A 20,856-nucleotide genomic window follows, 5' to 3' on the forward strand; every position below is an offset into this window, starting at 1 on the left:
CATTACAAGAGTTTGTTAAAAACTTGTTGACAACGTTTGTAAAATAGTCTTTCATTTTTAAACACAAAAGTCAATCTTTGTTGAAGGCAAAACAAAATAGATTTTTCTGTTTTTAAAAATTAGCCACCTTTTATTCCTCTTAAGGAAAATATAACACGTTTTACGGAATTACTAATTAAAATTGGATGATTAAGTATCATTCTAGCGACTATTCTAGTCTTTAAGATTAAAAAAAATATGGAGATTACCGAGATTATAAAAAGAGATTATGAAACAAGTCCGTTTGTTTTAAATAAAATTTCTAATGCCATTGAAAAAGCAATGTTGTCTGTTGGAAATGGTACTAAGGAAGATGCCAATATAATCTCTGTAGATGTTTTAAAAACCTTATTAGAAAGAAAAGGAAGAGATCATAAATATTTACCAACAGTAGAAGAAGTACAAGATCTTGTAGAAGAAAAATTGATGGTAAGCTCTTTTCCGGCTGTAGCAAAAGCTTATATTTTATATAGAGACGAGCAAGCAAGAAGCAGAAAAACTAACATTTTTGAAAAGCGTATAAACTTAAAACCTTACGAGTATCCTGCGCTTAATGATTATGTAGATGCTATAAGACATTCGTATTGGATCCATTCAGAATTTAATTTCACTAGCGATATTCAAGATTTTAAAACAAGATTGACTATTGTAGAGCAAAATGCAATTAAAAATACAATGCTTGCTATTTCGCAAATCGAAGTTGCAGTAAAATCGTTTTGGGGTGAGATTTATAATAAAATGCCAAAACCAGAAATAGGATCGGTAGGAGCAACGTTTGCAGAAAGTGAAGTGCGCCATCACGATGCTTATTCACATTTGTTAGAAATATTAGGACTTAATAATGAGTTTAAAAACTTAAAGAAGAAGCCAGTAATAATGAGGCGTGTTCATTACTTAGAAACGGCTTTAAAGAATGCGAAAAGTGAAGACAACAAGGAGTATGCAGAATCTATTTTATTGTTTTCTCTCTTTATAGAGCATGTGTCTTTGTTCTCACAGTTTTTAATAATTATGGCTTTCAACAAACATAAAAACATGCTTAAAGGTGTTTCTAATGTTGTTGAAGCAACTTCAAAAGAAGAGCAAATTCACGGAGATTTCGGAATTGATATTATTAGAATTATTAAGGACGAAAACCCAACATGGTTTGATGCAGAACATAATGAAGTTGTAAGAGAATTATGTATAGAAGCCTTTAAATCTGAAAGTACACTTGTAGATTGGATTTTTGAAGCAGGTGAATTAGAATTTCTACCAAAAGATGTAATAAATGAGTTTATTAAAAATAGATTTAATAACTCATTAGAAAGTATTGGCATCGAAAAAGTATTTGAAATAAACGAAACATTATTAGAGCAAACCGAATGGTTTGACGACGAAATTATAGGAACAAAACATGGAGATTTCTTTGTGAAGCGTTCTATCAACTATAGCAAAAGAACAAAAAGTATAACTAGCGACGACCTATTTTAAACTATGAATGACCACATTAATCCCAACCTTGAACAAAAAGTAAATTTAGAAACTGCAAAAACCTCTAAGCACGACGATTTAATTAAAGCCAGAAAAGAGGCAATAAAAGAAGCTAATAAAGAACCAGAGATAAAATGGTTAACAGAAAATAGTCGCAAATTTTTAGCATCTGGTTACCTTACAGAAGACACAACACCAGAAGAACGTATTAGAGAAATAGCCAATAATGCTGAGAAAATATTAGGCATTGATGGTTTTGCAGATAAGTTTTATGGTTATATGGCTGAAGGCTATTATTCTTTAGCATCACCTGTTTGGTCTAATTTTGGTAAAAGACGTGGCTTACCAATTAGTTGTTTTGGTTCGCATATTTCTGATGACATGGGAGATATCCTTTATACACAGTCAGAAGTAGGAATGATGTCTAAATTAGGTGGAGGAACTTCTGGTTACTTCGGTAAACTTCGTCATAGAGGTGCACCAGTAAAAAACAACGGAGAATCATCAGGAGCTGTACATATTATGCAACTCTTCGAAAAAATGGTTGATGTTGTAAGTCAAGGTTCTGTAAGAAGAGGTCGTTTTTCTCCATATTTACCAATTGAGCACAACGATATACATGAGTTTTTAGAAATAGGAACAGAAGGAAATCCAATCCAAGAGTTAACACATGGTGTTACTGTTGGTAACGAGTGGATGCAAGAAATGATTGATGGAGATACTGATAAAAGAGCAATTTGGGCTAAAGTTTTACAAAGAAGAGGTGAAATTGGTTATCCTTATATCTTCTTTAAAGATAACGCTAATAATACTGCTCCAGATGTATATAGAGATAAGAAACATGAGATATACGCAAGTAACTTATGTTCAGAAATCATGTTACCAACTAATGACAGATGGTCTTTTGTATGTGTATTATCTTCAATAAACTTATTGCATTACGATAAGTGGAAAGATACTGATGCTGTTGAAACAATGGTATACTTTTTAGATGCTGTTTTAGAAGAATTTATTACAAAACTAGAAGTATATAGAGATTCTGAAGATAGAGATGATAGGCAAACTTTCATGTTCATGGAAAAAGCTTATAATTTCGCTAAAGAAAATAGAGCTTTAGGAATGGGAGCTTTAGGATGGCACTCATTATTACAATCTAAAATGGTTGGTTTTGATAGCAAAGAAGCATTTGATTTAAATAGTGAAATATTTAAAACTATTAAAACAAAATCGGTTAAGGCATCAGAAGAATTAGCAAAATTATTTGGTGAGCCAGAAGTATTAAAAGGATACGGAAGACGTAATGCAACATTAAATGCTGTAGCACCAACAACATCTTCTGCTTTTATCTTAGGACAAGTGTCACAAGGTATTGAACCAATTTGGTCTAATAGTTATGTAAAGGATATTGCTAAAATAAAAACAACTATAAAGAATCCTTATTTAGTTGAATTATTAAAGGATAAAGGAATGAATACTAGTGATGTTTGGAAAAGCATCAGAGATTACGATGGTTCGGTACAACATTTAGAAGAGCTTACAGATCATGAAAAAGATGTGTTTAAAACCTATTCTGAAATAGACCAGATGACTATTATTTATCAGGCAGCAAATAGACAAAATCACATTGACCAAGCGCAGTCGTTAAATATTATGGTACATCCAGATATGCCAGTTAAAGATATTAATAAACTATACGTTACGGCTTGGCAACTAGGTGTTAAATCATTGTACTATCAACATAGTATGAATGCTGCACAGAAGTTTAAGCAAAAGAAGGAATGTACTAGCTGTGAAGGTTAACTAAATTCAAATTCCTGCGAAAGCAAGAATCTTAAATTAAATATTAAAAAAAGCATCTCATTTTTTGAGATGCTTTTTTAGTTCTAAATGAATATGTTTTGTCATGCTGAATTTAGTTCAGCATGACAAAACAAATAGATTTTTAATCGGCAACCAAAGTATCAGTGCCCAAATACTTGTCATCTTTATTATAATACCAAGCTCTAACTTTAGGCATTTTAATGCCATTAACAACAGCTTCTTCAGAGAGTAATATATATTCACCAGTATCTGGTTTTTCTTTACCATTGTCATTTGTTTTAAAGAACTGATAGATTTCCATAGCAAAGGTTTCAGGATTAAAATAGAAATACCAAACATCGCTACCAACAGCTTTATCATAAGTGGCTTTTAAAACCAAATAGTTTTTGCCTTTAAAGGTTTTCTTTTCGGCTTTATCACTGAGGTTTGTACCAGCATCCTTTAGTTTCATGGGTAAACCATATAAATAAGAATAGTAGTTTTTGTAAAGCGTAGCTCTATCGCAACTCATCTTTTTTTCTTTAGCTGCAATGCTATCTAAAACCTTAGCATTATATTTTATAGTGCATTTATCCTTTGTTAAAGTATAGACTGTAGTAATCGTATCTCTTGTGGTTGTTACGCTGAAATACTCAGCAGGTAAATTAATGGAAATAACACTAGTGCGTTTTGGTGCATTTGGTGTTGTCATAACCACAGTGAATTTATCATTAAATTGTTTCCAATTATCGTTTGCATCGTGATAGTTGATAGCATTTTCTAATAATTGTATAGAGGTGATGTTTTGACTATAAATTGACAGACAACAGCATACTACTAAAAAGGTGAAAAATGATTTCATACAAATTGATATTTTCTACAATTTACAAAATAAAAAAAGCATCCAATGCCGAATTTTACGGGAGGATGCTTTTTATAATGTTTAGATAGATTTGTGTTTTACTTTGCTTCCATTAAAGCAAAGAACTTATCGATATTTGGCATTAATATAATGCGAGTTCTACGATTCTTAGAACGGTTTTCTCTAGAGTTGTTTTCAACTAATGGTTGGTGACTACTACGACCAGACGCAATTAATTGAGCCGGATTTACATTATACTTATTCTGTAATTTTCTAACGACTGACGTTGCTCTTAATACACTTAAGTCCCAGTTATCTGACACTTTTTCGGTATTTATGCTTCTAGAATCTGTATGACCTTCTACCATAACATCAATACTTTCTTCAGAATTAATAACATCTGCCAACTTCTGTAATATGTTATTTGCTTTAGAACTTATTCTATAACTTCCTGAGTTAAATAACATCTTATCAGAAATAGAAATCATAACTACAGTTTCATTGATATTTACAGCAATATCTTCATCTTCGTTTAAATCTGTCGTATTCATTGTCTTTGCAAGATTATACTGAACAGCTAAGTTCATAGAATCTTTTAATGTTTTAGCTTCAGCTAATTTTGCAGCATCTACATTTTCTAATGTCGCAAGCATTCTACGTTTGCTTTCGTTAGAAATCACAGTTCCGTCTGCATTAACGTTTAACTTAATGTCATTTTCTATTTTTAAGCCTTCAACATCTTCGTTTAAAGAATTGATTTTAGAATTATAAACAGCTACTCTCGATTGGATTTTAGCAAACTTAGACTCTAATTCTTCTTTTGCAACTGTAGTTTTGGTTAGTTGACTTTTAATCTCACCATTTTCTTGTTCTAAGGCTAAGTATTTCTTTTTTGAAACACAAGAGCTTAATACAATTGCTGCCACTAAAAGGATTGAAATTTTTTTCATTTTTTGGTTTTATGTTAATTAATTCAATACAGTAACATATACGACGAAGGTTTGTTTTTGGACGTTGAACTACAAATAATATTCTGATTTTTCATCATTTTATTTTTTTTATAAGTTCTTTAGAGTAATTTAATAGCTCAAAGTATACATGCAATACGGATTTACCGAAATATTACAACTCTTAGGAGCTTTAGGTGTCTTTCTTTTTGGAATGAAAGTTATGAGCGACGCACTTTTATTACTAGCTGGTAATAAGATGCGCTCTATTTTAGCTAAGATGACTTCTAATAGAGTCTTTGGCATTGGAACAGGATTTTTAATTACTTCAGTTATCCAATCATCATCTGCAACTACACTCATGGTGGTGAGCTTTGCAAATGCAGGGTTATTAACTTTAGTTGAGTCTATTGGTGTCATTATGGGTGCTAATATTGGTACAACAATTACAGCATGGTTAATTACGATATTAGGTTTTAAAGTAAGTATGAGCACTATTGCATTGCCTTTAGTAGGCTTTGGCTTTGGCTTTACCTTTCTTAAAAAAGAGAAACTTAAAAACTTGGGAACCTTTATAATTGGATTTGCCTTGTTGTTTATAGGACTTCAATTTCTTAAGGAGGCAATGCCAGATATTAAGAATAATCCAGGATTACTAGAATTTTTATCGCGGTATACAGATTTGGGCTATCTGTCTATTTTATTATTCTTACTTATAGGAACCTTATTAACGGTAGTTATTCAATCTTCTAGTGCAACAATGGCATTGACCTTAATAATGACTGCACAAGGTTGGATCCCTTTTGAATTGGCTGCAGCCATGGTATTAGGCGAAAATGTTGGGACAACGATTACAGCAAATTTGGCGGCAATTATAGGTAATTATAAGGCCAAACAAACTGCTCGAGCGCATTTAATTTTTAATTTAATGGGAGTCTTATGGATGTTGATTTTGTTTTATCCGTTCTTAAAAATGGTGAGTTGGTTGGCTGTATATCTAGGCTCAGAATCACCTTACGTTAGTGCTGCGGCTATTCCAGTAGCTATCTCTTTATTTCATACCACGTTTAATATTGCAAATACTTTTTTATTGGTTTGGTTTGTAAGACCTATTGCAAAGTTAGTTGAACGATTAGTACCCGAAAAGGATGAGGAAGACAAAGAAATTGATGAACCTAAATTCTTAACTAAAAGTGTTTTAAAATACCCGGAAACAGCAATTTCTGCATTAATAAAAGAGTCTAAGTATTTGTATAAAAATGCCATTTTTGAAATAGTAGCACATGCATTAAATATCCATAGAGCTGATATTAAATCGGATATTAAGGTTAAAAAAATAGTAAAGAAATCAAAAGTTTTATTTGATGCTAATGTCAGGGAATTATACGCGACTAAAGTAAAAAATATTTATGGTCAAATTATTAATTATGCGACTAAGGCACAGAGTGGTTTACCCATGACTGAAGCTCAAAATAACCAAATATCAGAATTGATAATTGCCAATAGAAAAATGGTAGAAATTATTAAGGATGTTAACGAGTTGAGTAGAAATGTAACTTTATATTTAGATTCAGAAAATAAATATATCAGAAAAGAATATGATAAGCTGCGAAACAAAGCAGTTAAGGTATTACGTATAATTCATTTATTTAGAACGGAAAAGGAAAATAAAACCTATCATAAGAAACTTGTGAAGCTTAAAAAAGAAGCAAAAATCAATATTCATTCTAATAATCTTCAAATAGATGAATTAATTCGGAAGGATTTAATCACTGTTGATATGGCTTCTTCTTTATTCAATGATTTTGAGAATGCAAATGATATGATTGATAATTTAATAGATGTTGCAGATCTTCTTTATGGGAAAAAAGACCCACTTTTAGATAGTGAATAATTTTGAGAAACTATTAACCATAAAAATGAATCAAAAACTGCTCGAAGTAGCGCAAGTGTTTTTTAAATTAGGTTGCTTTGCATTTGGTGGTCCTGCTGCTCACATAGCAATGATGGAAGACGAAATTATTGAAAAGCGTAAGTGGATGACTAGAGATTATTTCCTTGATCTCATAGGCACTACAAATTTAATTCCTGGGCCAAACTCAACAGAAATGACAATGCATTGTGGCTATGAAAGAGCTGGCAGAGCTGGTCTATTTGTAGCTGGTATTACTTTTATATTTCCAGCAACTATTATCACAGCAATTTTAGCATATTTGTATGTAGAATATGGACAGCTACCAGAAGTAGAACCTTTTATTTATGGTATTAAGCCAGCTGTTTTAGCCATTATTGCAGGTGCAATTTTAAAGCTAGGAAAAAAAGCCTTAAAAAGTACAGAGCTTATTATTCTAGGATTGTTAGTGTTAATTGTCAGCCTTTTGGGTGTAAATGAAGTGATAGCTTTATTAACAGCAGGTGTTTTAGGGATGCTTTATTTCTATATAAAATCTAAAGCAAAATCTAACCTTAGCTCAATTTCACCATTTCTTTTATTCATTGGAATAAATACCACATTAGCTAAATTATCTACAATTAAAATCTTTTTAATTTTCTTAAAAGTAGGAGCTATTCTTTATGGTAGTGGTTATGTTTTGTTTGCCTATTTAGATGCAGAATTAGTAACTCGTGGGCTGTTAACTAGAGCTGAGCTTATTGATGCAATCGCCATAGGCCAGTTTACACCAGGACCTGTATTATCAACTTCAACATTTATTGGTTATCAACTTTCTGGATTTACAGGTGCTCTAGTAGCTACAACAGGTATTTTTTTACCTTCATTTTTGTTTGTGTTAATACTTAATCCATTTATTCCGAGAATGCGTAAATCAATAGTATTACGTTATTTTTTAGATTCTGTAAATGTTGCGGCTGTTGCTATTATGCTTGCTGTATTGCTTGTAATGGCAAAAGAGACACTTGTAGAATGGCAAAGTATTCTAATTGCCTTAGTTGCTGTATTTTTAACGTTTAACACCAAAATAAGTACTATCTGGACGATTATTATTGGAGTCGTTTTAGGGTTCTTATTGATTGCTTTAACAACATAAAAAAGCCATCATTATTTCAAATGATGGCTTAGAATTATAATATTAAATCTATTTATTCTTCTTTTTTTGAAGATTCTGGTTTTTCAATAATTTCATCTACAACTGTAATTGTTGCAGGTTCTACAGTACTGTCAAAAGAATTATGATACTCTTCTAGTAAACTCATTGTCGATTTAATTAAATCTTTAGTTTCTAATAATACACTAAAATAGAGCGTCGTATTTTTAGGACTCGATTCGTCAGTTCTAGTTCGTGCAACTTGTTTCTTAATTTTCTCTTTTACAAGTTTATAAACTTCAGTTCTTTCATCTAGGATAGCACCTATTTGTTCGAAGGATTCAGATTTAAAAGCAATTCTAGTGTCTTCAAATAAAATTTCCAATTTATCATCAATCTCTTTTAGCTCTTTAATTTGACTGAACTTAAGTTTCTTATGATTGTTATTAATGTGTTTGTGACTGACTTTTGAAATATACTCTAGAGATTGTGTCATATCCTGAAGATATCCTAGAATATTAATATAGAAATCACTTGCGCCTATACTAGACTCATCTAAATTTTTAATAAAATAGAATACATTATCACGTAAGTCATCAACCTCTGAGGTTAACTTTACAACTTGTTTTTTACTCTTTTTAAGTAAAGTTAAATCTTGTCTAGCAAGTCCAACAATAGCATTTGAGTAGATTCTATTGGTTCGCTTCACTACATTAGCCATGTTATTTGCACTTTCAAGAATAACACCTTGTAAGGAGCTGCTTTCTGATTTTGTCAGACTGTCTTCGTCAACAACCTTTGAAGATTTTTTCTTATGAGAGATGTAATTTCTGTACAATAAAAGAGCAGTTAATAGAAGTAATATTGGTATTATAACTCTAGGGTTCCAGTTAATTAAAAACACTACAATGCCTGCAGAAACAAATGCTCCTAAAGCAGTACCAAACCATCCGCCAATAACATTCAATACACCAGCAACACGATATACAGCGCTTTCCCTTCCCCAAGCTCTATCTGCTAAAGACGTACCCATGGCAACCATAAATGTAACATAAGTTGTTGATAGTGGTAACTTCATTGAGGTTGCAATTGCGATTAATACTCCTGCTACCATTAAATTAACCGAAGCACGAATCATGTCGAATGAAGGTGCATCGATACTTTGATCTTTGGTCATTATAAAGTTTGGTTTTTCAAAACTCTTACCAACACTTTTTTGAATTGATTCAGGTATGATAACACCAAAGTAATTTGATAATTGTGTTGTTCCTTTTACAATCGCTCTCGAAAGTCGATTAGGTTCAAATTTTTCGTGTGTATCGCCTTGACGAGATAAGCTTAATTCTGTTTCTGCAACAGTTTTTGCTTTTTTAGAAAACCATAGTGTTAATACCATTATAGATCCTGCTATAAATAATAAATAAGGCTCAGCAGGTACTTTTTTCTCTAATACCGCCATTGACATGGTAACGTCCATTCCACCAGCAACCCAAGCTTCGTATGAATGATAAGCAGCCATGGGTACACCAATAAAGTTTACTAAATCATTTCCGGAAAATGCTAATGCCAATCCAAAAGTTCCTATAGCTATTACAACAAGCAAAATGGTTTTTTTGGTTAATTTCTCAAATATGAACGAAAACAAAGTCCAGAAAATAAAACTTCCCAGTATTATATAAATTTCATTCCCTTCTACTACACTTTTTAGCTCTTTATAATATGGTGTTCCTTTTAGACCTTTAAGGAAAATGAAATAAGTAATAGCAGTCAATGCTACACCACCAAAAACAATCCCAAAGTTTTTTATCTTTTTCTCATAGTTAAATGTGAAAATAAGTCTAGACACCCATTGCACTAATGCACCAACAGAGAATGCAATAACCACTGACAACAAAATACCAGATATAATTTCAATTGCCTTTTCGGTATTTATAAAAGTTCCTAAATCCGAGAAAGTATGCGAGTCGGAATGGCTAATTTTTATTAACGACATTACTACTGCAGCTCCCAATAAGTTGAATACAATCGAAACAGTAGTTGATGTTGGTAATCCAAGAGTATTAAAGAAGTCTAGCAACAAAATGTCTGTAATCATAACAGCCATAAAAATTAGCATAATTTCACCAAATTCAAATTGAGCTGGAACAAAAATACCTTTCCTTGCCACTTCCATCATTCCACTAGAGAATACAGCACCAATAAAAATTCCTAAACTAGCAACAATCATAATTGTGCGCAACGAAATAGCCTTAGAACCAATCGCAGAGTTTAAGAAATTAATAGCATCGTTGCTTACACCAACAATAATATCAGCAACAGCTAAAACCGTAATAGCAATTAACATTAATAAGTAAATATTATCCATAATCTTTAATTAAAATAAGTTCGCAAATATCTTTATAGTATTTAAGTAAAATGTTACCTAATTGTTATTTCTTTATTGTTTAAAAATGAAAATCAAAGCCCATTCTAAATGTAATGTTATCCTCATTACCATCTAGAGTTGTATAGCTTATGTCTGACTGCACTTTTAGTTTATGACCAACAATATATCTTGAAGCCCCTAAAGTATATTGAGCTGTTGGTAATGCACCAGTCTCAGCCTCATAGTCTAGAGTAGTAAAACGTGCCGCAATTTCATAGTTACTCTTAAATAAATAGCCAGCTTGCAAGTTTAGCGCGTTACCTGTTAAAACTATATCACCAGTTGGAGTAGTACTATCAGCTTCAGTAGCTATAACATCATCAGCAGTTCGCTTAGCATATTCTCCCATAAATGAAAATCCATTGTATTTAAACATGGCATCAGCGAAAATTGTGGTCTGGTTAGTTTCAAATATAGTACCATCCATTCTAATCATATAATCTCCAGCAAAACCTCTTTCTCTTACAGCATTTTGATTGTAGTTATAAGTAAAGCCAAGCATTAATTTTGGTTTTTCTTCACGTTTTAAATCCGATTGACTATAATCTCCTTTAGATTTAAAGGTTCCGAAAGGTAAGAACTCTAAGCGTCCTGTATATTGCAATCCGCCTTCGTTTCCTTCAGTAACATTACGACCTTCACCTTGAGAAATTGCAAATTTTTCTCGCATTAGAAATTTATCACCTAAATTAGTTTTGTGACGCAACTGAATACCTAAATCACGATCTATATTAAAACGACTGTTTAATAACGAACGATCTACTAATTGAAGATTAGCAGAAGATACTACACGTTCCACATTACCTGGAAGTTTGGTTTGTCCTGCCCATAATTCCCAGTTTCCTGAGAAATTCCACATAAGTACTGCATCTAAAATATATCGAGGTGTATTTCTATTAAATTCATTAGCTCCAGATATATCTCTATTAGATAAACCAAGTTCTAATTTATATTTCAATTTTGGACTATAAGCAAAACCATCAAATTTTAAACGTGCTCTACGTACTATAAAGTTATGTTCTGGGCTTCCATATTGGTTGCCATCATGATTCCAAGAAGACATAGAACGTACTTGAAAACGAGGTGCAAATTTTATACTAAAAGAACTGTCTTTGGCTACAAAATTAATTAAGCCTTTACCAAATGAAGTATCACTGATTTCTTGTGAGTTAAGCGAGGTTAGAGCTATTAGGGCAATAGCAACTAAAGTAAATTTAAATTTCATTATAAGTATTAGTTTTTGTCGCTACAAATAACTTACTTATTTCAATTATGAATGTTTCCATAACGTTAAGTTTTGGCATAAAAAAACTGCCTTGGCCAAAGGCAGTCATTAGAATTCATGATAATTAGTCGACAAAAACTAATAGATTATACGAAACTAATAGGTCTTATAAGACGAAGTAAATATATATACGACGTATGACTAGAGTGTAATCTTAGTATTAACTAATCATTAAGATTAGAGATTGGATTAATGAATTTAAACACTTGATTTTAAGTTGTTTAATTAATCAATGTAAACTTAATGTTAAGCAATTGTTGCTTAAATATTAACTAATCTTTATCTTTGAGTACTAAGTAATTTTTAAAACCCATAATTATGAACAAAAAAGTGTTGCTTTTATTCGCTTTATTTATCAGTATGGTTTCTTTTGCTCAGCAAGAGAGGAAATTAGAACTTAACAAAGACACCAATTTAATTGATGTAACGTATTATCACGACAATGGAGTTGTAAGCCAAACAGGGTTTTACACTTTAGATGGTAAATTACAGGGTGAATGGTTGAGTTTTGATACTGAAGGTAAAAAGAGTATTTCGGCGAATTATGATAATGGGAAAAAAGTCGGCAAGTGGTTTTATTGGATAGATAAAACTTTAAAAGAAATAGATTATACGAATAATGCTATTGTTAGCATTATTGAATGGCAAAAAGATGATGAGTCATCTATAGCAATTCGGAATTAATAAAAACATTTTACAAATAAAAAAGCATCCTATATTTAGGATGCTTTTTTGCTCATAGTGTTTTGTGAAATATTGAAATTTAATTATTCCCGACTGTCCAACCTGTTCCCCAAGTTGCAAAGTCAGTACCTGCAGCATTACCAATACCAGATAGTAAATCTGAATCTGTAAATGTTTCGCCTGTATCATTTTTTACCTGAAGTGTCACATCTGTGAAAGTTACATCTGTTACAGATAGATCTCCATTTAATACACCAGTTCCTGTTGGGTTAGAACTATCTGATCCAGCATCTCCATCTAAATCAAAACCTTCTGCAAAACCTTCAATTAATATATTTGAAAATATACCTTGAGTACCAGCTCTTAACCTTATTGCTTCATTACCAGTTTCAGAACCATTACCAATTATTGTTAAGTTAGTTACAGTAGGTTTAGACCAAAATATTGGGCTAGAGTTATTCCCTATGTCTGTATTGTAACCATCTGCTTCGATTCCTTTATCGTGTGAAGCACCATGAATTACGTGTGCATTTGTAATTATTCCAGAGTAACCTTCTGTCCAGTCAATAGAGTCATCTTGTGCGTTAACCACTGATACATAATCTACATTTACTGTTCCGCCGAAGAACTCAATACCATCATCTTTGCCTTCAAATACTTGAATGTACTCTACAGTTGTACCATTTCCAACACCATAAAAAGAGAAACCGTTATTTTCTGATTGACCGTCAGCGGAACCACCAGAATACTGAACTCTTACATATCTTAAAATCCCTGAATTGTCAGTAATATCTGTCCCACCATAAGGTAGACTTGCAATTTCAGAAGTTGCAGTAGCATTACCTGTTACTGAGTTGATAGGCGCATCACCTAAAATAATTAACCCTCCCCAATCACCAGCCTGTGGTGCAGCAGAATCTGAAGTTAGTATGATAGGATTACTAGCATTCCCGTTAGCTATAAGTTGTGCTCCATTAGATATTGCAATATAAACATCAGATCCAGAAGCTACAGCTTCTATAACCATACCAGCAGGTATTGTTAATGTTGTACCAGAAGTCATAATAAGTGCTCCATCTATTTTGTATGTGTTGTTAGCATCTAAGGTTAAATCTTCAATATAAGTGCCTGATAATAATATGGCTTCAGTACTGTTATTACCACCTCCATTATTGTTGGTGACACTGTTATCGTTAATAATGATATCAGCAGTATCATCCGAAGTACATGAGTTAAATAGCATTCCGAAAATTGCTAATCCTAATAATAAATTATTTTTCATTGTTTCTAAGTTTAATTTAATTTCTAATTAATTTAATTTGTTTTAAAATTTATATTTGAATTGAAGACTTACAGTAAGTCCTCGTTTATAGTTTGTTACATCTTTTCCATTGGGTGAAGTCACTAATACATCTCCAACAGATGTGCCTTCTCTTAAGTACTGTATAGTTGGATTTAAAATATTTTTAACTCCAAGGTTTAGTTCCATTTTTTTGCTCAACTTATTTTTAAGTACAAAATCTAAAGTTGGAATACCTTTTTCAATAACATTACCTAATTGTCCTGAGCCTAACGCATCAATTCTATCTGAGAAGTATGAGAAAATTAAGTTAGCCGTTGGTTTATAGTTTCCAAAGGTTGGTGAGTAGTTTATATCTGCATTTAGAATAATTGGTGAAGCTCCTTGTAACTCTTCTTCATCTTTATTAAAACTAACGCTATAAGTACCTAAAATAGATTCATATAAATCTTGTTTAGTGTGCATGTAAGTAAAGTTTAAACCTGCAGAAAGTTTTGTATTTTCTTTTTCGTCATCCATAAGAATATTTTTTCTTATTTCAGCTTCAAAGCCTAAAATTTCAGCTTGCTCACCTGTTCTAAAAAACCGTTGAGTACCAGTTGCATCGAAAGCGACAACCTGGTTTATAGGATCTTTTATTTGCTTGTAAAACGCGCCTAAAGAGAATATTTCAGTTTTACTAATAAACCATTCGTATTTAAAATCTATATTTAAAATTTTAGAATAGGATACATCATTTACATTTGTGTAGGCAATGTCGTTAGTTCGACCTAATAAATCTGGATTGCCACCTATACGTTGAGAAATGCTTTCGTAAACAAATGGCGCAACTTCTTTAAATTCTGGTAGAGATATTGTTTGACTTGCAGAAAAGCGTAAGTTTTGATCTTCGTTTAAAGCGTATTTAATGCTTAAACTAGGTAAGTATATAGTTTCATTAGCTCCAATTGTATTGTTTCCTGCTGCACCTAAGTTAATTACATCGTAAGCTATTTCTTGATCTATTGATTCTGTTCTTATACCAGGTACAAATAACCATTTGTCTCCTATTTTTAGTTCGGCATTAATATAGCCTGCATAAATATCTAATTTACCATTATAGGTGTTTTCTGGTAAACCAGGTCTATTTGTATTGCTTAAACCAGGAATGTTGTTGATGACTTTTATCTCATACAAACCATTGCTATTAGAACTGATATTTAAATTTTCAAGAGAAAACAAGCTATTTAAATCATTAACATTATTAACTGGTGTGTTTGGGTTTACGATATCGTAACCATATCTAATATTGTCAAACTGTCTCTCTTTAGCTCTTCCAGCAAAACCAAAGTTTAGCTTCAAGCTTTCATTTGTATTATAAGCGAAATTTAATCTGCTATTAAGCTCTTGGTCATTGATGTTTTGAAAATAACGTTGATTATCAAATACAACATTACTGTAGAATGTAGGTGTTGTAGAAGCATCATTGTCTAAAGCAAATTGATAATTTTCTATACTAATACGCTTTCTGTCTGGCTCGTGAGCATTAACAACGTTATATCCAATTCCCCAATCAATATTATATTTACCTTCTTCAAATTTATGCCGACCAGTCAATTGATTCACATAGATAAGGTTTTGGTTAAATTGAACATTCATTTGATAAAAACCTTGATCAGTATTTAAAATTGCATCTCTATTTCTACCTGAGCCATCTATACCAAAATAACCAACTTTGTCCGTTGCATTATTAATAAATAATGAATTAAACTTTATTGAATTGGCGTCGTCTATTTTGTAATTAACAGAAGCCATTGCTGTAGTTTTAGTAGAATATTCAAACTCTTCTGCATCCTCAAAAGCCTTCTTCTCAACGTTTGTGTAATCTATGTTGGAGCCTCTTCTGTATTCATATCCGTTTTCAAAAGAACCAGTACCATAAAAACTCAGTCTAGATCCGTTTTCAAAATTAAATGATTTACCAAAGGCTCCTCCAAAAGAGATGTTTAAAGGTGTATTAGATTGTTGTGGATCAAATCCATGAGATAATACAACCGCGAAAGGATTGTTATCATATCTGTTATAAAATCCAAAATAACTTGTTCCTTCGCTTCTAAAAAATTTCTTATCAGCTGAATTTGAATTTACTGAAGAGCCAAAATTAAAGTCGAAAAATCCATTGCCTTTATAATCTTTAGAAGAAATATCCACGTTACCAGCAGAAAAGTCTCCAAAAAACCGAGATGAGTATGCCTTACTTATAGATACATTTTCAATAATATCCGAAGAGAATAAGTTTAAATCAATATTCTTTTTGTTTACATCATTAGAAGGTAATGACAAACCATTCATTGTAGTGTTTAGATAACGATCACCTAAACCTCTTACATAAACATTACTAGATCCTTCTTGTTTAGAAACGCCAGATATTTTTGCTACCGCTCCAGCTGCATCGTTAACTCCTTTACGAGATAATTCTTCTGCTCCAATACTTTGCTTAATTTCAACAGCTTTCTTTTGATCTAATAATAAAGCAGCTTCACTTTCTTTTTTTCTAGAAACCGTTCCTAATACAACTTCGTCTAAAGTTGCTGTACTTGCTCCCATTATAACATTTAACGTTGAAACATTGCTAGATACAACATCAACTTTAATTTCTTGGGTTTCGTAACCAACAAAACTAAAGATTAATATATATGATCCAGTCTCTACATCCTCGAACTTGTATATACCATCAATATCTGAATTTGTTCCTAGAGATGTTCCTTTTATGACAACATTAGCAAAAGGAAGTGGTTCGTTATTATATTCTTTATCAGTTAGCTTTCCTTCTATTGATCCAGTGTTTTGGGCAAAAGAGATTGTGGTGATAAATAAAGTAAGTATTAAGTGTAATCTTCTCATCAGTTTTTAAAATAGTACTGGTGCAAAGAAACTATGATTACATTATTTGTAGGTTATTCAAAAATTAAAGATTTGTAATTAAAAGGTTAGATAACTGTTAGCTTAATATTATGTCAATTAGCATTAAGGAAACAATTACATAACATTAAGATTTCTATTATCTAACTAAGCTTTTTATAATCAATTCTATACCAATTTATCTATCTTGCATGTTCTAAGATTTAAACTATGCTTTGGGAACAATTACTCTCTTTAAAACGTTTTGGTGATACCAATAAAAGATTAAGAAAAGAACAGGATGAAACCCGTTTAGGTTTTGAAGTCGACTATGACCGTATTATTTTTTCTTCAGAATTTAGAGGCCTTCAAGATAAAACACAGGTTGTCCCTTTATCTAAAACCGATTTTGTACATACACGTTTAACACATAGTTTAGAAGTTAGTGTTGTTGGTAGGTCTTTAGGACGAAAAGTTGGGAAATTACTCTTAGAAAAACATCCGCATTTAGAAAACATTCATGGTTACCAAATGAATGATTTTGGTGCTATAGTTGCTGCTGCTGCTTTAGCACACGATATTGGAAATCCACCTTTTGGACATTCAGGTGAAAAAGCGATTGGCGCCTATTTTAAAGATGGTGATGGTGCAAACTTTAAATCACACTTAACAGATAATGAATATCAAGATTTATGTGATTTTGAAGGCAACGCAAACGGCTTTAAAATTCTTACTGAAAGTAGAGAAGGCAGAGAAGGTGGCTTGCGATTGAGTTATGCAACATTAGGAGCCTTTATGAAATACCCAAAAGAATCCCTTCCTAAAAAGCCAACAAACCATATAGTAGATAAAAAATATGGCTTTTTTCAAAGTGAGAAAAACATGTTCTCTGACGTTGCTTCAGAATTAGGTTTAACTAAACGAAGCAATGACTATTTAAGTTTTCAAAGACATCCTTTGGCATTCTTGGTTGAAGCTGCGGATGATATCTGTTATACTATAATTGATTTTGAAGACGGTATTAATCTTGGGCTTATTCAAGAAGAATATGCGTTAGAATATTTAATTACTTTAGTTAAGAACATAAATAAGACGAAGTATTCCGAATTAAAAACCACAGAAGATCGCGTCAGTTATCTTCGTGCCTTGGCTATAGGAACTTTAATTGATGAAGCCGCTTCTCTTTTTATGAAACATGAAGAAGGTATTTTAGCTGGTGAATTTGAAACCGCTTTATTAGATGTTAGTAAGTATAAAGCACAGATTAAAGATATTATTGATATTAGTGTGAATAATGTTTACCGCTCAAAAGAAGTAATTAATAAAGAAATTTCTGGTTATGGAATTTTGAATCAATTACTGAATGCGTATGGTAAAATGGCATTCAATTCTTTTGAAGGTAATATGTCTAATTACGATAACTTACTGCTCAATGCATTACCCGAAACAGTCATATTGACCAATGATTCTTTATATAAAAACGTAATGGCTGTCTGTCTATATATTTCAAAACTATCGGACACTAATGCTATGTTATTACACCAAAAGTTGAAAGGGCATATTTTATAAAAGCGCATTTCATCGAATAAGTTTGTTTTTTAACGATAAATTTGTTTTATTTATCTCATAATCAGCCCTCAAAAAACCTACTTATGAGAAATAATATACTCGGAGGCCTAGTCATCTTCATGGTTGTAGTGACTTGCTTATTAATGATTGACGACATTTCGAACCCACAAGAAGAGCCTTCTATACAAGATACAGCTCAGATAGAACAACCTGAAAATCAAACAGATTTAGCGGTTATTGAGAGTGAAGAGTAAGTTTTGAACCTTCTTTTTTATAGATAATGCATCCAATTGTTGAAGTTGCTTTAATTGGTCTGTTGTACCATGTTCTATAAATTTATCTTTAATACCTAGCGTAATTATAGTTTGCTTATAGTTATAGGTATTTGCAAAAGCTAAAATAGAAGCTCCAAAACCACCTACTATAGTTCCGTCTTCAATAGTAATTATGGCTTCATAATTCTTAAAGATTTTATGCAATAATTCTTCATCCAAAGGTTTTACAAATTGCATATCATAATGTCCTATAGCATCTTTTTGTTCTAATGATGAAATGACATTTTCTATAGTCTTAGCTGTAGTTCCTATAGAAAGTACAGCAATTCTATTTCCTTCTTTTAAACAAATCCCTTTTCCGATATCGATAGACTTAAACGGTTGTTTCCAATCTAAAATATGACCTCTTCCTCTTGGATAGCGAATAGCAATAGGAAAATTTATACCTAATTGAACTGTGTACATGACATTTCGAAGAGCAATAGCATTTCTTGGAGCGAAAATCACCAAATTAGGAATACAATTTAAATATGCTAAATCGAAAACTCCATGGTGTGTTGCTCCATCTTCACCAACCAAACCAGCTCTATCGAGACAGAAAATTACAGGTAAGTTTTGTAAGGCAACATCGTGTATCACTTGGTCATAAGCACGTTGTAAAAAAGTAGAATAGATATTACAAAACGGAATCATACCTTGGGTTGCCATGCCAGCAGCTAAGGTTACTGCATGTTGTTCTGCAATACCAACATCAAATGCACGATCAGGAATTTCTTCCATCATATATTTTAAAGAACTACCAGTTGGCATAGCAGGAGTTATACCAATTACTTTTTCGTTTTTTAAAGCAAGTTCTACAATAGTTTCTCCAAAAACGTCTTGATATTTAGGTGGCTGCCTTAAGGCAGATTGAGTTGGAAGCTCTCCAGTTTTGGCATCAAATTTCCCAGGTGCATGATATTTTACTTGGTCGAGTTCGGCTTGTTTTAAGCCTTTCCCTTTTGTAGTAATCACATGCAAAAATTTTGGACCCTTTACGGTTTTTAAACGATCTAATTCTGAAATCAATAATGGTAAGTCATGTCCATCAATAGGACCAGAATAATCAAAATTTAAAGCTTCAAAAATATTGTCTTGTTTCTCTGTACCTTTCTTAACGTTGGTTAAATATTGTTTTAAAGCACCAACACTCGGATCTATACCAATCGCATTATCATTAAGTATAACCAATAAATTAGCATCTGTAACTCCTGCATGGTTTAAACCTTCAAAAGCCATTCCACTAGCAATGGAAGCATCACCAATCACAGCAATGTGGTGTTTGTTTTTACCTTTGAGTTGAGAGGCAATTGCCATTCCTAAAGCTGCCGAAATAGAGGTTGACGAATGTCCAACACCAAAAGCATCATAATCACTTTCACTGCGTTTAGGAAAACCACTAATACCATTAAGTTGTCTGTTAGTTTCAAAAATAGTCTTACGACCAGTCAGTATTTTATGACCGTAAGCTTGGTGACCAACATCCCAAATCAATAAATCTTCTGGTGTGTTAAAAACGTAATGCAAAGCAATAGTTAATTCTACAACACCAAGACTTGCTCCTAAATGCCCTTCTTTTGTTGCAACGATATTGATGATAAAGTCACGTAATTCTTTAGCTAAAACAGGTAACTCTTCAGCTTTAAGTTGACGTAAATCTTGTGGGAGATTGATATGTTTTAGCAATGCTTTATGCATGAGGCAAAGCTACGATAATTGATAATTTTAAAATAGAATAATAATAAGTATAGTTGTTTTTTTACTTTTACAACTATGATTAACTCTTTTGACGACACATACTTTATGAGAAAAGCACTTCAGGAAGCTGAAGCTGCTTATGAAAAAGGAGAAATTCCTGTAGGAGCAATTATAGTCGTTGAAGACCGAATTATTGCCAGAACTCATAATCTAACGGAATTACTTAATGATGTGACAGCTCATGCCGAAATGCAAGCCATCACATCTGTAGCGAATTTTTTAGGTGGTAAATATTTGAATAAATGTACACTTTATGTGACTTTAGAACCTTGCCAGATGTGTGCTGGAGCTTTGTATTGGAGTCAGATTTCTAAAATTGTCTATGCTGCATCAGACGAGCAACGTGGATTTAAAACTTTAGGGACTCAATTGCATCCAAAGACGAAAGTAGTAAGTGGGATTCTTGCAGAAGAAGCTTCAGAATTAATGAAACGATTCTTTATTGAAAAGCGTAATTTGAATTAAATCAATTCAGA

14 protein-coding genes are annotated in these 20,856 nt (G+C 32.2%); 7 read left to right on the forward strand and 7 right to left on the reverse strand.

Annotated features, from left to right (window positions below; all coding sequences use genetic code 11):
• Window positions 1–237 precede the first annotated feature (237 nt).
• Both QZZ53_RS02425 and QZZ53_RS02430 read left to right on the forward strand, forming a co-directional pair.
• A complete protein-coding gene (locus tag QZZ53_RS02425) occupies window positions 238–1,512 on the forward strand; it encodes a ribonucleotide-diphosphate reductase subunit beta (RefSeq protein ID WP_296381076.1) in 1,275 nt (424 codons plus the stop codon).
• A 3-nt stretch (window positions 1,513–1,515) separates the two neighbouring features.
• Window positions 1,516–3,312, forward strand: a complete 1,797-nt coding sequence (locus QZZ53_RS02430) for a ribonucleoside-diphosphate reductase subunit alpha (protein WP_296381078.1) — start codon at window positions 1,516–1,518, stop codon at window positions 3,310–3,312.
• 142 nt (window positions 3,313–3,454) lie between these two features.
• Here QZZ53_RS02430 and QZZ53_RS02435 read toward each other — a convergent pair whose 3' ends face one another.
• Together QZZ53_RS02435 and QZZ53_RS02440 are read right to left on the reverse strand one after the other, a co-directional pair.
• Window positions 3,455–4,174, reverse strand: coding sequence for a DUF6503 family protein (locus QZZ53_RS02435; protein WP_296381080.1), 720 nt, complete (start codon window positions 4,172–4,174; stop codon window positions 3,455–3,457).
• A gap of 98 nt (window positions 4,175–4,272) precedes the next feature.
• The gene (locus QZZ53_RS02440) at window positions 4,273–5,124 is read right to left on the reverse strand and encodes an OmpA family protein (RefSeq protein ID WP_296381082.1); all 852 of its coding nucleotides are present in this window, start codon (window positions 5,122–5,124) and stop codon (window positions 4,273–4,275) included.
• A 148-nt stretch (window positions 5,125–5,272) separates the two neighbouring features.
• On the opposite strand from QZZ53_RS02440, the gene QZZ53_RS02445 reads away from it, so the two are divergent.
• A complete protein-coding gene (locus tag QZZ53_RS02445) occupies window positions 5,273–7,015 on the forward strand; it encodes a Na/Pi cotransporter family protein (protein WP_296381084.1) in 1,743 nt (580 codons plus the stop codon).
• A 25-nt stretch (window positions 7,016–7,040) separates the two neighbouring features.
• Entirely contained in the window at window positions 7,041–8,168 is a 1,128-nt protein-coding gene (gene chrA, locus QZZ53_RS02450; RefSeq protein WP_296381086.1) for a chromate efflux transporter, read from the forward strand.
• A 52-nt stretch (window positions 8,169–8,220) separates the two neighbouring features.
• Here the strand turns inward: chrA and QZZ53_RS02455 are convergent, their stop codons facing one another.
• Complete coding sequence (locus tag QZZ53_RS02455) at window positions 8,221–10,530, reverse strand: inorganic phosphate transporter (protein ID WP_296381088.1); 2,310 nt, start codon at window positions 10,528–10,530, stop codon at window positions 8,221–8,223.
• Window positions 10,531–10,609: 79 nt separating this feature from the next.
• Window positions 10,610–11,815: a porin gene (locus QZZ53_RS02460; protein WP_296381090.1), complete on the reverse strand. Its 1,206-nt coding sequence runs from the start codon at window positions 11,813–11,815 to the stop codon at window positions 10,610–10,612.
• 378 nt (window positions 11,816–12,193) lie between these two features.
• On the opposite strand from QZZ53_RS02460, the gene QZZ53_RS02465 reads away from it, so the two are divergent.
• Complete coding sequence (locus QZZ53_RS02465; RefSeq protein ID WP_296381093.1) at window positions 12,194–12,559, forward strand: nicotinic acid mononucleotide adenyltransferase; 366 nt, start codon at window positions 12,194–12,196, stop codon at window positions 12,557–12,559.
• A gap of 79 nt (window positions 12,560–12,638) precedes the next feature.
• Here the strand turns inward: QZZ53_RS02465 and QZZ53_RS02470 are convergent, their stop codons facing one another.
• Together QZZ53_RS02470 and QZZ53_RS02475 are read right to left on the reverse strand one after the other, a co-directional pair.
• The gene (locus QZZ53_RS02470) at window positions 12,639–13,841 is read right to left on the reverse strand and encodes a multidrug transporter (protein ID WP_296381095.1); all 1,203 of its coding nucleotides are present in this window, start codon (window positions 13,839–13,841) and stop codon (window positions 12,639–12,641) included.
• Window positions 13,842–13,883: 42 nt separating this feature from the next.
• A complete protein-coding gene (locus tag QZZ53_RS02475) occupies window positions 13,884–16,742 on the reverse strand; it encodes a TonB-dependent receptor (RefSeq protein WP_296381098.1) in 2,859 nt (952 codons plus the stop codon).
• Between the two features lie 228 nt (window positions 16,743–16,970).
• On the opposite strand from QZZ53_RS02475, the gene dgt reads away from it, so the two are divergent.
• A complete protein-coding gene (dgt, locus tag QZZ53_RS02480; RefSeq protein WP_296381100.1) occupies window positions 16,971–18,308 on the forward strand; it encodes a dGTP triphosphohydrolase in 1,338 nt (445 codons plus the stop codon).
• A 227-nt stretch (window positions 18,309–18,535) separates the two neighbouring features.
• Here the strand turns inward: dgt and QZZ53_RS02485 are convergent, their stop codons facing one another.
• On the reverse strand, window positions 18,536–20,320 hold the full coding sequence (locus QZZ53_RS02485; protein ID WP_296381102.1) for a 1-deoxy-D-xylulose-5-phosphate synthase: 1,785 nt from the start codon (window positions 20,318–20,320) through the stop codon (window positions 18,536–18,538).
• A 75-nt stretch (window positions 20,321–20,395) separates the two neighbouring features.
• Between QZZ53_RS02485 and QZZ53_RS02490 the strand changes: the two genes are divergently transcribed.
• Window positions 20,396–20,845, forward strand: coding sequence for a nucleoside deaminase (locus QZZ53_RS02490; RefSeq protein WP_296381104.1), 450 nt, complete (start codon window positions 20,396–20,398; stop codon window positions 20,843–20,845).
• The last annotated feature ends 11 nt before the right edge of the window (window positions 20,846–20,856 follow it).

This window comes from Winogradskyella sp. (assembly GCF_016744625.1).
In the GTDB taxonomy this organism is placed as follows: domain Bacteria; phylum Bacteroidota; class Bacteroidia; order Flavobacteriales; family Flavobacteriaceae; genus Winogradskyella.